This is a genomic window from Kosakonia sp. ML.JS2a (genome assembly GCF_025642095.1).
In the GTDB taxonomy this organism is placed as follows: Bacteria; Pseudomonadota; Gammaproteobacteria; order Enterobacterales; family Enterobacteriaceae.
Genome location: NZ_CP106754.1, coordinates 214,005 through 228,069 on the forward strand (window position 1 = coordinate 214,005; position 14,065 = coordinate 228,069).

Annotated in this window: 11 protein-coding genes, 1 tRNA gene and 1 other RNA gene; 10 read left to right on the forward strand and 3 right to left on the reverse strand. The window is 54.9% G+C overall.

All coding sequences use genetic code 11. From position 1 onward, the window contains the following. Positions 1-85: 85 nt before the first annotated feature. Positions 86-1,102 (reverse strand): LacI family DNA-binding transcriptional regulator, encoded by a 1,017-nt coding sequence (locus N7922_RS00980; protein WP_263098849.1) that lies wholly within the window; start codon positions 1,100-1,102, stop codon positions 86-88. 280 nt (positions 1,103-1,382) lie between these two features. Between N7922_RS00980 and N7922_RS00985 the strand changes: the two genes are divergently transcribed. Beyond that, entirely contained in the window at positions 1,383-3,662 is a 2,280-nt protein-coding gene (locus tag N7922_RS00985; RefSeq protein ID WP_263098850.1) for a molybdopterin guanine dinucleotide-containing S/N-oxide reductase, read from the forward strand. Here N7922_RS00985 and N7922_RS00990 read toward each other — a convergent pair. Next, positions 3,625-4,071 (reverse strand): N-acetyltransferase, encoded by a 447-nt coding sequence (locus N7922_RS00990; RefSeq protein ID WP_263098851.1) that lies wholly within the window; start codon positions 4,069-4,071, stop codon positions 3,625-3,627. The genes N7922_RS00985 and N7922_RS00990 overlap by 38 nt on opposite strands. Then, positions 4,052-4,630 (reverse strand): DNA-3-methyladenine glycosylase I, encoded by a 579-nt coding sequence (gene tag / locus N7922_RS00995; RefSeq protein WP_263098852.1) that lies wholly within the window; start codon positions 4,628-4,630, stop codon positions 4,052-4,054. Before tag ends, N7922_RS00990 begins: the two co-directional genes overlap by 20 nt. 148 nt (positions 4,631-4,778) lie before the next feature. On the opposite strand from tag, the gene N7922_RS01000 reads away from it, so the two are divergent. The 9 genes from N7922_RS01000 (at position 4,779) to dppC (ending at position 14,065) form a co-directional block, all read left to right on the forward strand. Continuing rightward, positions 4,779-5,468 carry an autotransporter domain-containing protein gene (locus N7922_RS01000; protein WP_263098854.1) on the forward strand — a complete coding sequence of 230 codons (690 nt, stop codon included), beginning with the start codon at positions 4,779-4,781 and terminating at the stop codon, positions 5,466-5,468. 241 nt (positions 5,469-5,709) lie between these two features. Continuing rightward, complete coding sequence (locus N7922_RS01005) at positions 5,710-6,912, forward strand: MFS transporter (RefSeq protein ID WP_263098855.1); 1,203 nt, start codon at positions 5,710-5,712, stop codon at positions 6,910-6,912. A gap of 117 nt (positions 6,913-7,029) precedes the next feature. Beyond that, positions 7,030-7,461, forward strand: coding sequence for an organic hydroperoxide resistance protein (locus N7922_RS01010; protein ID WP_263098856.1), 432 nt, complete (start codon positions 7,030-7,032; stop codon positions 7,459-7,461). Positions 7,462-7,679: 218 nt separating this feature from the next. Further along, positions 7,680-9,359: a kdo(2)-lipid A phosphoethanolamine 7''-transferase gene (gene eptB, locus N7922_RS01015; protein ID WP_263098857.1), complete on the forward strand. Its 1,680-nt coding sequence runs from the start codon at positions 7,680-7,682 to the stop codon at positions 9,357-9,359. Between the two features lie 91 nt (positions 9,360-9,450). Beyond that, positions 9,451-9,527: transfer RNA gene (locus N7922_RS01020), tRNA-Pro, on the forward strand. A gap of 38 nt (positions 9,528-9,565) precedes the next feature. Further along, positions 9,566-9,697, forward strand: a non-coding RNA gene (locus tag N7922_RS01025) — RtT sRNA. 693 nt (positions 9,698-10,390) lie between these two features. Further along, positions 10,391-11,998, forward strand: a complete 1,608-nt coding sequence (gene dppA / locus N7922_RS01030; protein ID WP_263098858.1) for a dipeptide ABC transporter periplasmic-binding protein DppA — start codon at positions 10,391-10,393, stop codon at positions 11,996-11,998. A gap of 135 nt (positions 11,999-12,133) precedes the next feature. Beyond that, entirely contained in the window at positions 12,134-13,153 is a 1,020-nt protein-coding gene (dppB, locus tag N7922_RS01035; protein WP_263098859.1) for a dipeptide ABC transporter permease DppB, read from the forward strand. Between the two features lie 9 nt (positions 13,154-13,162). After that, on the forward strand, positions 13,163-14,065 hold the full coding sequence (dppC, locus tag N7922_RS01040) for a dipeptide ABC transporter permease DppC (RefSeq protein ID WP_263098860.1): 903 nt from the start codon (positions 13,163-13,165) through the stop codon (positions 14,063-14,065).

Below are 14,065 nucleotides of genomic sequence, written 5' to 3' on the forward strand. Positions count from 1 at the left end.
GCGTTATCTGCCTTTAACGCTAGATGGAACCGGTTCCAAAGAAAAGGTCACAATGGCGAAATTATGATCGTCATCACGAAGGTTGTTAGCGGGAGGTGGAGCCGCGAACGATCAGTTCGCCGGAGAAAACCTGTTCGCGCACCGTGTTGCTGTGGCCCTCAATACGCCGTACTACCTGCTCTACAGCAGCATAACCGATTTGCCAGGTCGGCTGTTTGAGGGTGGTGATACCCACGCCCGCCAGCTCGGCCCACTCCAGTTCGTCAAAGCCGAGCAGACCGATATCGCTGCCCCAATTCAGACCGATGCGCTTCAACGAGCGGGCGACCTGCAGGGTAAGCGCGCCATTGGCGGAGATGATCGCTTTACGCATTCCCCGGTGGCTGGCATGGAACTGGCGCAGGGTATTGTCCATTTGCGCGGCCTCATGTAGCGGCGTTTCGGCGTTTTCCGCCACCATGCCCGGGTAGCGGGCGAGGGTGGTGCGAAAGGCACTCAGCCGCTCGCGGCGCGTGTTCACGGTGCCCAGCGGTTCGCTCAGAAACAGCAACGCTTCAAAACCTTGTTCAATCAGATGCTCGGTCGCGGTGGTGGCGGCTTGCGTGTTATCCAGCCCGACGACATCGCAGGCAAAGTCAGGGATTTTGCGATCGATTAACACCATCGGCAGCGACGATTGTTGCAGGCGATTCAGCCCCTCTTCACGCATCCCTACGGCGTTGACCACAATGCCTTCTACCTGGTAACTGCGCAGAAGATCGAGATAGTGCAGTTCCTGATCCACCTCGTTGTTGGTGTTACACACCAGCGGGGTGAACCCCTTTTCGCGGCACGCTGCTTCGATGCCGCTTAACACATGCACGGAATAGGGATTGGTGATATCGGCGATGATCAGACCGATAAGGCGCGTGCGCCCGCGCTTCAGTCCGCGCGCCATCAGGCTTGGGCGGTAATCCAGCTCGGCGATTGCCTGTTCAATTCGCGCCAGCAGATCGGCGGACAGCAGGTGTTTTTCACCGTTCAGATAGCGGGAAATGCTGGTTTTACCCGTTTTCGCTGCTTTCGCGACATCGCTGATGGTGGCGCGCGTCGTTTTCGCCATGATTACTTCCCTCGCCATGAACGTGAATATGTGCCCACACCTTAGCGCGAAATGGCGGGCAATCAAGCACTAAGATAATCTCTGCACGCTGCTTATCACCTGCAGTGAGGGCGTCATGACGTTTAATTCTTTGCTATCTCGCCGCCGCCGTGGATGATAGAACGCAAAGAACGATACATTCAAAGCGGCGAACAACCGCCGTCACCTGCAAGCTATTCAGGAGCGCGCTTTGGCAAACCCTGCTATCAAAACTGTTCTCACAGCGGCCCACTGGGGGCCTATGCTGGTCGACACCGACGGCGAAAAGGTTCTCGCATCCCGTGGCGCACTGCCAACCCGTCACCCCAACTCACTGCAAACTGTGGTCCAGGATCAGGTGCATAGCGAAACGCGCGTGCGCTATCCGATGGTGCGTAAAGGTTTTCTGGCCTCGCCCTCAAACCCGCAGGGTGTTCGCGGGCAGGATGAGTTTGTGCGGGTGAGCTGGGATGATGCGCTGGAACTGATTCACCGCCAGCATAAACGCATTCGCGATACTTACGGGCCGTCGTCCATTTTTGCCGGTTCCTACGGCTGGCGCTCGAACGGCGTGCTGCACAAAGCGGCGACGCTGTTGCAGCGGTATATGAGTCTGGCGGGCGGCTACACCGGGCATCTGGGGGATTATTCCACCGGGGCCGCGCAGGCGATTATGCCGCACGTCGTCGGTAGCAACGAAGTGTACCAGCAGCAGACCAGCTGGCCGTTGATCCTCGAACACAGCGATGTGGTGGTGCTGTGGAGCGCTAACCCGCTCAATACGCTGAAGATTGCCTGGAACGCCACCGATGAGCAGGGCATCCCTTACTTTGACGCGCTGCGCAAAAGCGGTAAGCGGGTCATCTGTATCGATCCGATGCGCTCAGAAACCGTCGATTTCTTCGGCGACAGTTGCGAGTGGATTGCCCCACACATGGGCACGGACGTGGCTTTAATGCTCGGTATCGCCCATACGCTGGTGGAGAATGGCTGGCAGGATGACGACTTTCTCTCCCGTTGCACCGTAGGTTACGACACGTTCGCCACTTACCTGACCGGTGAGCGCGATGGTGTGGCAAAAACCGCTGAATGGGCGGCGGATATTTGCGGCATCGAGGCGGTAAAAATCCGCGAACTGGCCGCCATTTTCCACGAAAATACCACCATGTTGATGTCGGGCTGGGGGATGCAACGCCAGCAGTTCGGCGAGCAGAAACACTGGATGCTGGTCACCCTGGCCGCCATGCTCGGGCAGATTGGCACCCCTGGCGGCGGTTTTGGCCTCTCTTACCATTTCGCCAATGGCGGCAACCCGACGCGGCGTGCGGCAGTGCTGGCATCCATGCAGGGTACGGTGAAAGACGGTGTCGACGCGGTGGATAAAATCCCCGTTGCCCGCATTATTGAGGCGCTGGAAAACCCCGGTGCGCCGTACCAGCACAACGGAATGGATCGCCACTTTCCGGATATCCGCTTTGTCTGGTGGGCGGGCGGCGCGAACTTTACCCATCATCAGGATACCAACCGGCTCATCCGCGCCTGGCAGAAGCCAGAGTTGGTGGTTATTTCCGAATGCTTCTGGACGGCGGCGGCGAAGCACGCTGACATCGTGCTGCCCGCCACCACCTCTTTTGAACGCAACGATCTGACCATGACCGGCGATTACAGCAACCAGCATCTGGTACCGATGAAACAGGTTGTCGCGCCGCAGTATGAAGCGCGGGATGATTGGGCGGTATTTGCTGAGTTGAGCGAGCGTTGGGAAGCCGGTGGCCGCGAGCGTTTTACGGAAGGGAAAAGCGACCTGCAATGGCTGGAGACGTTTTATAACATTGCTGCACAGCGCGGAGCCAGCCAGCAAGTGACGCTGCCGCCGTTTGACGCGTTCTGGCAGGCCAATCAGTTGATTGAGATGCCGGAGAGTGAGCAGAACGCGCGTTTTGTTCGCTTTGGCGATTTCCGCCGCGACCCGCAGGCCAATCCGCTGAAAACGCCGAGTGGTAAAATCGAAATCTTCTCGCAACGCATCCAAAGCTTTGGTTATGCGGATTGCCCACCGCATCCGATGTGGCTGGAGCCGGACGAATGGCACGGTAACGCCAAACCGCAGCAGTTGCAGGTGCTATCTGCGCATCCGGCGCATCGCCTGCACAGTCAGCTCAACTTTACCCGTTTGCGTGAGGAGTATGCCGTCGCAGGCCGCGAACCGGTGACCTTGCATCCGCAGGATGCGCAGGCTCGGGGCATTGCGGCAGGCGATGTCGTGCGCGTGTGGAACGGGCGCGGCCAGGTGCTGGCGGGCGCTGTGGTGACGGAGGGCATTAAGCCTGGCGTTCTCTGCATCCATGAAGGCGCATGGCCGGATCTCGACCCGGCGGCGGGCGGTATCTGTAAAAACGGCGCGGTGAATGTGCTGACCAAAGATTTGCCCAGCTCGCGTCTGGGCAACGGTTGTGCAGGCAATACTGCGCTGGCGTGGGTGGAGAAATACCAGGGCCCGCAGCTTACGCTGACGGCGTTTGATCCGCCTGCCAGTTCATGATCCACGTCGGGTGGCGAGTTTCCTCCTGCCATGCGCTGTCTTCAATACGAAAACCCTGCGCATGGTAGAAGTTCACCGCCCGTTCGTTTTTCTGATACACCTCAAGGCTTAGCCAGGGAAAGCGCTGTTTGGCATGATCCATCAGCGCTTTACCAATCCCCTGGCCTATTGCGGTTGGGCGTACGAACAGCGCGCCAATAAACTGCGCATCCATAACGCTGATAAACCCTTCCAGGGTCCCGTTCTTTTCCCATACCCAGGTTTTTGCCGATGGAAGGTAAGCGTCGCGCACCAGCGCTTCGCTCTCGTGCCAGTAGCGCACCTCAATAAACGGATGCGCATAGATGGTGCTTTCCAGCCATAAGTTCAGCAGCGGCGACAGGTCTTTATTACGCCACGCGCGGATCATGCTGTCCCCCGGGGTGGCAGATACAGCCGGTAATATGATCGTTAACCAGGCCGCAGGCTTGCATAAACGAGTAACAGATGGTGGTGCCGACGAATTTGAAGCCGCGTTTTTTTAGCGCCTTTGATAATGCATCTGACGCGGGTGTTGACGTGGGGATCTCACTCAATGCAGCGGCGTTTGTGATTTGCGGTGTGTGATCGACAAACCCCCAGACAAAATCTGAAAATGATTCACCATTTTGCGCCATCGACAGGTAGGCGCGGGCGTTGCCAATGATCGCTTCAATCTTGCCGCGATGGCGAATAATCCCGGCATTTTGCAGCAGCGTTTCCACGTCTTCAATCGTCATTGCGGCCACGCGTTCAGGGTCGAACTGATGGAAAGCGTTGCGGTAATTTTCGCGTTTTTTCAATACGGTGATCCACGACAACCCGGCCTGTTGCCCTTCCAGACAGATCATTTCAAATAATTTTTTGCCGTCCTTTTCCGCAACTCCCCACTCCCGATCGTGGTAAGCAAGATAGAGCGGATCCTGAGTGACCCAACCACAACGTTGCATAGTGTTACTCCGTTCGCGATATATTCAAATAATCGTCAGCCTGTCTTGACGAGTGTGTTAAAAAGGCAATAGTTAAGTAAGGGTTATAGACCCGCCAAAAACGATAACTATTACGCCGGATTCGGCTCTTTTCTGGAGTCGCATATTGATGAGAATAACCAACAGTGGCCGCTTGTTTGCGCTAGTGCCGGTCTGCCTCTTTTTTTGCCCGGCGGCAATCGCCTGGCAGCAAGAATATTCTGTTACCGGGCATCAGAGTACAGCGCCTGAACGCTATATCTGGGATAGCGAACGCCAGCCGCGCTACAACGATATTCTGGAGGAGCGTATCCGCTCCGCGCAGAATTCGCCGGGTATTGCCTTTAACCTGCCGGATGACACACCGCTGGACGCCACCAATACCATGAGCGTGGGGTTAAATTTTCCGCTGGCGCGTGATGTCACAACGGGGCCGGTGGCGGTGTGGCATTACGATGGCTCAACGACCTCAATGTATAACGAATTCGGCGATAGCGCGACCACCATGCAGTTCAGCGATCCACTGTGGCATGCCAGCGTCAGCTCGCTGGGATGGCGCCTGGATAGCCACTTTGGCGACCTGCGCCCCTGGGCGCAAATCAGCTATAACCAGCAAGTTGGCGAAAACGTCTGGAAGAGTCAGTCCGGCGTTTCCCGTCTCACTCCCACCAATCAGTACGGCAACTGGCTGGATGTCTCCCTCGGCGCAGATATGCTGCTGAGCAGGCACCTGGCTGCCTATGCGTCGATGTCGCAGTCCGAAAATGAGACGCTCGGGCAGAATTACCTTTATAGCATGGGCGTAAACGCGCGTTTTTAAGTGTATTTAAAACAAATATTTTACACTTAAGAAACAATAACGGCGCGCTTTCTGTCGATAGTATGCACTAACTCACATAAGCGAATGTCGACGGTGAATTTTCATCGTGCCGTTCATTCCCGTACAGATGCATTTCATTCCCTCCTTACTGCATTTCATGCCTTTTTCACCCAGGCATGAAATGCGCTTCGTTATGGTTGTCGGCAGTGAATTCCTTTCTTCTTTCTGCAGGACGACTGCCATGAATACTTCAACTGTTAATCGCACGCGCTGGCTGACGCTGGTCGGCACCATTATTACGCAATTTGCGTTAGGGTCCGTTTATACCTGGAGTCTGTTCAATAGCTCGCTGGCGGAAAAGCTGGATCAGCCGGTAAGCCAGGTGGCGTTCTCCTTTGGTTTGCTGAGCCTGGGTCTGGCGCTCTCGTCGTCCGTGGCTGGAAAATTACAGGAACGTTTTGGTGTAAAACGCGTCACGATGGCGTCCGGGATCCTGCTTGGTGTGGGGTTCTTTCTGACGGCGCACTCTCACAGCTTGCTGATGCTCTGGCTGAGCGCGGGTGTGCTGGTAGGGTTGGCGGATGGTGCGGGTTATCTGTTAACGCTCTCCAACTGTGTTAAATGGTTCCCGGAACGCAAAGGGCTGATTTCTGCCTTTTCCATTGGTTCTTATGGCCTTGGTAGCCTGGGATTCAAATTTATCGACAGCCACCTGCTTGCCACCGTCGGTCTGGAAAATACCTTTATGATCTGGGGCGCCATGGTGCTGGTGATGATTGTGTTCGGTGCCACCATGATGACCGATGCACCGTTGCAGAAAACCGCCTCCGTCAACGGTGTTGTGGAACATGACTTCACACTGGCGCAGTCAATGCGTAAACCGCAGTACTGGATGCTGGCGGTGATGTTCCTGACTGCCTGCATGAGCGGCCTGTATGTCATTGGCGTGGCGAAAGATATTGCACAGGGCATGGTGCGCCTGGATGTGGCGACAGCCGCTAATGCGGTGACGGTGATTGCGATTGCCAACCTGAGCGGCCGCCTGGTGTTGGGGATCCTGTCCGACAAAATGGCCCGTATCCGCGTGATTACTCTCGGCCAGGTGATTTCGCTGGTGGGAATGGCAGCACTGCTGTTCGCGCCGCTGAATGCCACCACGTTCTTCGCCGCTATCGCCTGTGTTGCATTTAACTTCGGCGGCACCATTACCGTATTCCCGTCGCTGGTGAGCGAGTTCTTCGGCCTGAACAATCTGGCGAAAAATTACGGGGTGATTTATCTGGGCTTTGGTATTGGCAGTATTTGCGGTTCGATTATCGCCTCGCTGTTTGGCGGCTTCTATGTCACGTTCTGCGTTATCTTTGCCCTGCTGATTGTGTCGCTGGCGCTGTCGACCACCATTCGCCAACCGCAACGCCGTCTCTATAAAGAGGCCCATGCCTGAATAACCTGCGCTGTCTGAAAACCGCCGCTGCAACGGCGGTTTTTTTGTCCTTACCGCAAATTCCCGCCAGAGCGACTATCCTTACTTGTCAGGTTCTTCCAACAGAAGGAGTCTTACATGTCTTTAGAAAAAGTGGTTTATCGTGCGAAAGCTAAAGCAACCGGGGGCCGCGATGGCCGCGCAATCTCTTCTGATGGTGTGCTGGATGTAAAACTGGGCGTGCCGAAAGAGATGGGCGGAGCAGGCGGGGACGTTACCAATCCGGAGCAACTCTTTGCGGCGGGCTACTCCGCCTGTTTTCTTGGCGCACTCAAACACGTTGCCTCGGTAGAGAAAAAGAAAGTACCGCAGGACGCCTACATTGAGGGGCAAGTGGGCATTGGCCCGTTGCCGACCGGCTTTGGTATCGAAGCGCAACTCGACATTCATCTTCCGGGCATGGATCATCAGGAAGCCGAAGCGCTGGTGCAAAAAGCGCACATTGTTTGCCCCTACTCAAACGCAACCCGCGGTAATATCGACGTTAAACTTAACGTCATCACTTCCTGATAACCTCTTTCAGTGACATTTTTCTGACGCCGGCCTGATATTTTTGTAAATATGTGGTCGGCGAGCACTCATGCCTGACACTTTTCCGCCCTGCTATGGTCTACTTACCGCGCTTTAGAAGTTTCCAATGTTAACTTCCGCCGCGACTTCTTAGCCTGCATTCGTTACTGGTCGGCGATTGCCTGGCGTTTACTTTCCCTTTTTTCAGGGTTGCCTGCATGAGTTATATCAAGACGATGACCCAGCAGAAGCTGAGCTTCTTTCTGGCGTTGTATATCGGTCTGTTTATGAATAGCGCAGTTTTTTACCGTCGGTTTGACGGATATGCGCAAGCTTTCACCGTTTTGAAAGGACTCTCTGCGGTTGTTGAACTCGTTGGCACGGTACTGGTCACGTTTTTCTTACTGCGTGTCTTGTCGTTGTTTGGCCGTCGCGCCTGGCGTGTACTGGCCTCGCTGGTGGTGCTGTTCTCCGCCAGCGCCAGCTTCTATATGACCTTCCTCAATGTGGTCATTGGCTATGGCATTATTGCCTCAGTGATGACCACCGATATCGATTTATCGAAGGAAGTGGTGGGCTGGCAGCTTGTCGTCTGGGTGGTGATGGTCAGTGCGTTGCCGTTGTTGTTTATCTGGAGCAACCGCTGCCGTTATACCTTACTGCGCCAACTGCACACACCTGGGCAGCGCGTTCGCAGCGTCACGTTGGTGGTGCTGGCGGGGTTGATGGTCTGGGGACCGATTCGCCTGCTCGACATGCAGCAAAAAGATGACGAGAAGATCTCCGGCGTCGATATGCCAAGCTATGGCGGCGTTGTGGCGAACTCTTATTTACCCTCTAACTGGCTCTCCGCGCTGGGGCTGTATGCCTGGGCGCAGGTGGATGAATCGTCAGACAATAAATCGCTGATGAACCCGGCGACAAAATTTACCTACGTCGCGCCGAAGGACATCGACGACACCTGGGTGGTGTTTATCATCGGTGAGACCACGCGTTGGGATCATATGGGAATGCTGGGCTATTCCCGTAATACCACGCCGAAGCTGGCGCAGGAGAAAAACCTTGTCACGTTTCGCGGCGAGTCTTGCGATACGGCGACAAAACTCTCTCTGCGCTGCATGTTTGTGCGTGAAGGCGGTGCGGATGATAACCCGCAGCGTACGCTGAAAGAGCAGAATGTTTTCGCGGTGCTCAAGCAACTGGGTTTCACCACCGATTTGTACGCGATGCAAAGCGAGATGTGGTTCTACAGCAACACGATGGCGGATAACATCGCCTACCGTGAACAGATTGGCGCGGAGCCGCGCAACCGCGGCAAAAGCGTGGATGACATGCTGCTCATCGATGAGATGCAACGCTCGCTGGACAATAAGAACAACGGTAAGCACATGATTATCCTGCATACCAAAGGGTCGCACTTTAACTACACCCAGCGTTATCCGCGCAGTTTCGCGCAGTGGACGCCGGAGTGTCAGGCCTCTGGCAAATGCAGCAAGGAAGAGTTGATTAACTCGTATGATAACTCAGTGACCTATGTAGATTCCTTTATCGATACGGTGATCGATAAACTGCGTGACCGGAAAGCGATTATCTTCTATGCAGCGGATCACGGCGAGTCTATTAACGATAAAGAGCACCTGCACGGTACGCCGCGTAAAATGGCGCCGCCAGAGCAATTCCGCGTGCCGATGATGGTGTGGATGTCGGATAAGTACTTACAGGATCCGGACAAGGCGAAGATGTTTGCTCAACTGAAGCAACAGGCGGAGTACAAGACTGCGCGCCGCCACGTTGAACTGTACGACACCATTATGGGGTGTCTCGGTTATACCTCGCCAAACGGCGGGATAAACGAGAACAACAACTGGTGTCATCTGCCGGCGCAACCCGCGAAGTAAGCGCTCTGCTGGCTTTATCACCAGTCAGTACGCTTTTTTACATTAAGGGATTGACGGAGCATGTTGGGGGCAGTAAGATGCGCCCCGCATTCGGTGATTGGCGCAGCCTGGTAGCGCACTTCGTTCGGGACGAAGGGGTCGGAGGTTCGAATCCTCTATCACCGACCAAATTCAGAAAAACCCAACCGCAAGGTTGGGTTTTTTGCTTTCTGCATCTGAAAAGAGGATGAGAACCTCCGGGGGTGGAGGTTCGACCCGAGCGTAGCGAGAGAACGTTGCTTCAGCAACGGCCCGCAGGGCGAGCCACGCAGTGGCGAGTCATCCTCTGGTACCGACCAAATTCAGAAAAACCCAACCTCAAGGTTGGGTTTTTTGCTTTCTGCCTCTGTCTTACCTGCCTGCTCTGCACAATCCCGCAACCAGGGGAACCTGACCGACCCGATACAAACGAAACCGGGCAATGGCGTCTGAAATCGCCCTTATCCTCACTTCTCACTGCCAGCTCGCTGTTTTGTGAGATATTCCATTGTATTTTTTTATATATAGATGAATCTTTTTTCGCGTTGCTTATAGATAGAGTCAGCATATTACGCTGTGCGTTTTAACGTTCGCGGTATTAATCGCTCATATATTCAGCATTCCGTAAGAATTTTTTCATAATCTGGATGAATGTTAATCACTGGATACATTCTGATAGTAAGGTGATTATTCTGCCACCATGGCGGTAGCACAATTTTCTCTGCTGAAAATAGAGGCTTGAAGTTTTTTTTAACTTTGTCTGCGGATTCTCACCGCCGTTGTAAATCCCGGTTACCTGTATTGACGTTTTGACATTCTGTTGACAGATTGTAGGGCATGAGGGGCATTTCAAGGAGAATCTGTACTGCAACTCAGTCAACCTTGTGAAAGGAATCCCCATCTCTCATAACGCCCTCGGGCACTACCGACCAGACCGGGTAAAAAACTAATAAAGGCCTGTCGGACATACCCAATGCATGGGTAACAACACATATCACATTGGAGCAGAATCAATGAGTATTTCCTTGAAGAAGTCAGGGATGCTGAAGCTCGGTCTTAGCCTGGTGGCAATGACCGTCGCGGCCAGCGTGCAAGCAAAAACCCTGGTTTATTGTTCTGAAGGTTCGCCTGAAGGCTTCAACCCACAGCTTTTCACCTCTGGTACCACTTACGATGCCAGCTCAGTGCCGATCTATAACCGTCTGGTAGAATTTAAAACCGGCACCACTGAAGTCATTCCGGGTCTGTCTGAAAAGTGGGAAGTCAGCGCCGATGGCAAAACCTACACTTTCCACCTGCGTAAAGGTGTGAAGTGGCAGAACAACAAAGATTTCAAACCGACGCGTGAATTCAACGCTGACGACGTCGTGTTCTCTTTTGATCGTCAGAAAAACGCGCAAAACCCGTACCACAAAGTCTCTGGCGGCAGCTACGAATACTTCGAAGGCATGGGTCTGCCGGACCTGATTAGCGAAGTGAAGAAAGTTGACGACCACACGGTGCAGTTCGTGCTGACCCGTCCGGAGTCGCCGTTCCTGGCTGACCTGGCAATGGACTTTGCTTCCATCCTGTCCAAAGAGTACGCAGACAACATGCTGAAAGCGGGCACCCCGGAGAAAGTTGACCTTGATCCGATCGGTACCGGTCCGTTCCAGCTGCTGCAGTACCAGAAAGACTCCCGCATTCTGTACAAAGCGTTTGAAGGCTTCTGGGGTACCAAGCCGAAAATCGATCGTCTGGTCTTCTCCATCACGCCTGACGCCTCTGTACGTTATGCCAAACTGCAGAAAAACGAATGCCAGGTTATGCCGTACCCGAACCCGGCTGACATCGCGCGCATGAAGGAAGACAAAAATATCAACCTGCTGGAGCAGGCGGGTCTGAACGTCGGCTACATGTCCTTCAACACCGAGAAGAAACCGTTTGATGACGTGAAAGTGCGTCAGGCGCTGACTTACGCGGTGAACAAAGAAGCGATCATCAAAGCGGTGTACCAGGGCGCGGGCGTAGCGGCGAAAAACCTGATCCCGCCGACCATGTGGGGCTATAACGACGACGTTAAAGATTACACCTACGATCCTGAGAAGGCGAAACAACTGCTGAAAGAAGCCGGTCAGGATAAAGGCTTTACCGTTGAGCTGTGGGCAATGCCGGTACAGCGTCCGTACAACCCGAACGCTCGCCGTATGGCGGAGATGATTCAGGCTGACTGGGCGAAAGTCGGTGTGCAGGCCAAGATCGTCACTTACGAGTGGGGTGAATACCTGAAGCGTGCGAAAGCAGGCGAACACCAGGCGGTGATGATGGGCTGGACCGGCGACAACGGGGATCCGGATAACTTCTTCGCTACCCTGTTTAGCTGTGCTGCGGCAAAAGATGGCTCCAACTACTCCCGCTGGTGCTACAAACCGTTTGAAGATCTGATTCAACCGGCGCGCGCCACCGACGACCACAACAAGCGTGTTGAACTCTACAAACAGGCTCAGGTAGTGATGCATGACCAGGCTCCGGCACTGATCGTGGCGCACTCCACCGTTTACGAGCCCGTGCGTAAAGAAGTCAAAGGCTACGTGGTTGACCCATTAGGCAAACACCACTTCGAAAACGTGTCTGTCGAATAAAAAGCACGAAGCTTTATCCCCTCTTCCCGCTGGGGAGAGGGGTAAAGCGTATTCCCTGCGTGCAGGAAATTTACATTTGTGAGCAATACAGATGCACCGTCGCCAGGCGCTGCGTCACTACTGAGAATCCGGGTTATGTTGCAGTTCATTCTCCGACGTTTGGGGCTGGTTATCCCCACGTTTATCGGTATCACCCTTCTCACCTTTGCCTTTGTCCATATGATCCCCGGCGATCCGGTGATGATCATGGCGGGTGAGCGTGGTATCTCTCCTGAGCGTCACGCCCAGTTGCTGGCCGAGCTTGGGCTCGACAAGCCGCTCTGGGAACAGTACGTCCATTATGTATGGGGCGTATTGCACGGTGATTTAGGTATCTCTCTTAAGAGCCGTCTTCCGGTGTGGGACGAGTTCGTGCCGCGTTTTAAAGCGACGCTTGAACTCGGTATCTGCGCCATGATTTTTGCCGTTGCCGTGGGCATTCCGGTCGGCGTTATGGCTGCCGTGAAGCGCGGTTCCATTTTCGATCACACCGCAGTGAGCCTCGCGCTGACCGGTTATTCGATGCCTATCTTCTGGTGGGGCATGATGCTTATCATGCTGGTATCGGTACAACTCAACCTGACGCCGGTCTCCGGGCGTGTCAGCGATATGGTATTCCTCGACGACAGTAACCCACTGACCGGATTTATGCTGATAGATACCGCTATCTGGGGCGAGCAGGGGAACTTTATCGACGCGCTCGCGCATATGATCCTGCCGGCAATTGTGCTCGGTACGATCCCACTGGCGGTGATTGTGCGAATGACGCGCTCCTCGATGCTGGAAGTGCTGGGTGAAGATTACATTCGTACCGCCCGTGCAAAAGGGCTGACCCGTATGCGGGTGATCATCGTTCATGCCCTGCGTAACGCGATGTTGCCGGTGGTGACGGTTATCGGTCTGCAAGTCGGCACGTTGCTGGCGGGCGCTATTCTGACCGAAACCATCTTTTCCTGGCCGGGCCTTGGCCGCTGGCTGATTGATGCGCTGCAACGCCGCGACTATCCGGTTGTGCAGGGCGGGGTATTACTGGTCGCGACGATGATCATTCTCGTCAACCTGCTGGTCGACCTGCTCTACGGCGTGGTGAACCCGCGTATCCGGCATAAGAAGTAAGGGGCCATCATGTCACAAGTCACTGAAAATAAAGTTGTAGCTGCACCGGTGCCGATGACCCCGTTGCAGGAGTTCTGGCACTATTTCAAACGTAACAAAGGCGCCGTTGTGGGGCTGGCTTACGTGCTTATCATGCTGATTATCGCCGTGTTCGCCAATTTCCTGGCACCGCACAACCCGGCAGATCAATTCCGTGATGCGCTGCTCGCGCCGCCGGTCTGGCAGGATGGCGGCACCTGGACGCACATCCTGGGGACGGACGATGTGGGCCGCGATACGCTGTCGCGTCTGATGTTTGGCGCGCGTCTGTCGCTGCTGGTCGGTTGTCTGGTGGTGGTGCTGTCGCTGATTGCCGGTATCGTGCTTGGCCTGGTCGCAGGCTACTTCGGCGGTCTGATCGACAACATCATCATGCGTGTTGTCGACATTATGCTGGCCCTGCCGAGCTTGCTGCTGGCACTGGTTCTGGTGGCCATTTTTGGTCCGTCGATAGTCAATGCCTCGCTGGCGCTCACCTTTGTGGCGTTGCCGCACTATGTCCGACTCACCCGCGCCGCCGTGCTGGTGGAGGTGAATCGCGATTATGTAACCGCTTCCCGCGTCGCCGGTGCGGGTGCGATGCGCCAGATGTTCGTTAACATTTTCCCGAACTGCCTTGCGCCGCTGATTGTTCAGGCGTCGCTCGGTTTCTCTAACGCCATTCTCGATATGGCCGCCCTTGGCTTCCTTGGCATGGGTGCGCAGCCGCCAACACCGGAGTGGGGCACCATGCTCTCCGACGTGTTGCAGTTCGCACAAAGTGCCTGGTGGGTCGTGACCTTCCCGGGCGTCGCGATCTTGCTGACGGTGCTGGCATTTAACCTGATGGGTGACGGCCTGCGCGATGCGCTCGATCCCAAACTGAAGCAGTAA

Coding starts and splice junctions, on each gene's coding strand:
- N7922_RS00980 (WP_263098849.1), bottom strand. CDS start 1,102: ATGGCGAAAACGACGCGCGCCACCATCAGCGATGTCGCGAAAGCAGCG.
- N7922_RS00985 (WP_263098850.1), top strand. CDS start 1,383: ATGCTGGTCGACACCGACGGCGAAAAGGTTCTCGCATCCCGTGGCGCA.
- N7922_RS00990 (WP_263098851.1), bottom strand. CDS start 4,071: ATGATCCGCGCGTGGCGTAATAAAGACCTGTCGCCGCTGCTGAACTTA.
- tag (WP_263098852.1), bottom strand. CDS start 4,630: ATGCAACGTTGTGGTTGGGTCACTCAGGATCCGCTCTATCTTGCTTAC.
- N7922_RS01000 (WP_263098854.1), top strand. CDS start 4,779: ATGAGAATAACCAACAGTGGCCGCTTGTTTGCGCTAGTGCCGGTCTGC.
- N7922_RS01005 (WP_263098855.1), top strand. CDS start 5,710: ATGAATACTTCAACTGTTAATCGCACGCGCTGGCTGACGCTGGTCGGC.
- N7922_RS01010 (WP_263098856.1), top strand. CDS start 7,030: ATGTCTTTAGAAAAAGTGGTTTATCGTGCGAAAGCTAAAGCAACCGGG.
- eptB (WP_263098857.1), top strand. CDS start 7,680: ATGAGTTATATCAAGACGATGACCCAGCAGAAGCTGAGCTTCTTTCTG.
- dppA (WP_263098858.1), top strand. CDS start 10,391: ATGAGTATTTCCTTGAAGAAGTCAGGGATGCTGAAGCTCGGTCTTAGC.
- dppB (WP_263098859.1), top strand. CDS start 12,134: ATGTTGCAGTTCATTCTCCGACGTTTGGGGCTGGTTATCCCCACGTTT.
- dppC (WP_263098860.1), top strand. CDS start 13,163: ATGTCACAAGTCACTGAAAATAAAGTTGTAGCTGCACCGGTGCCGATG.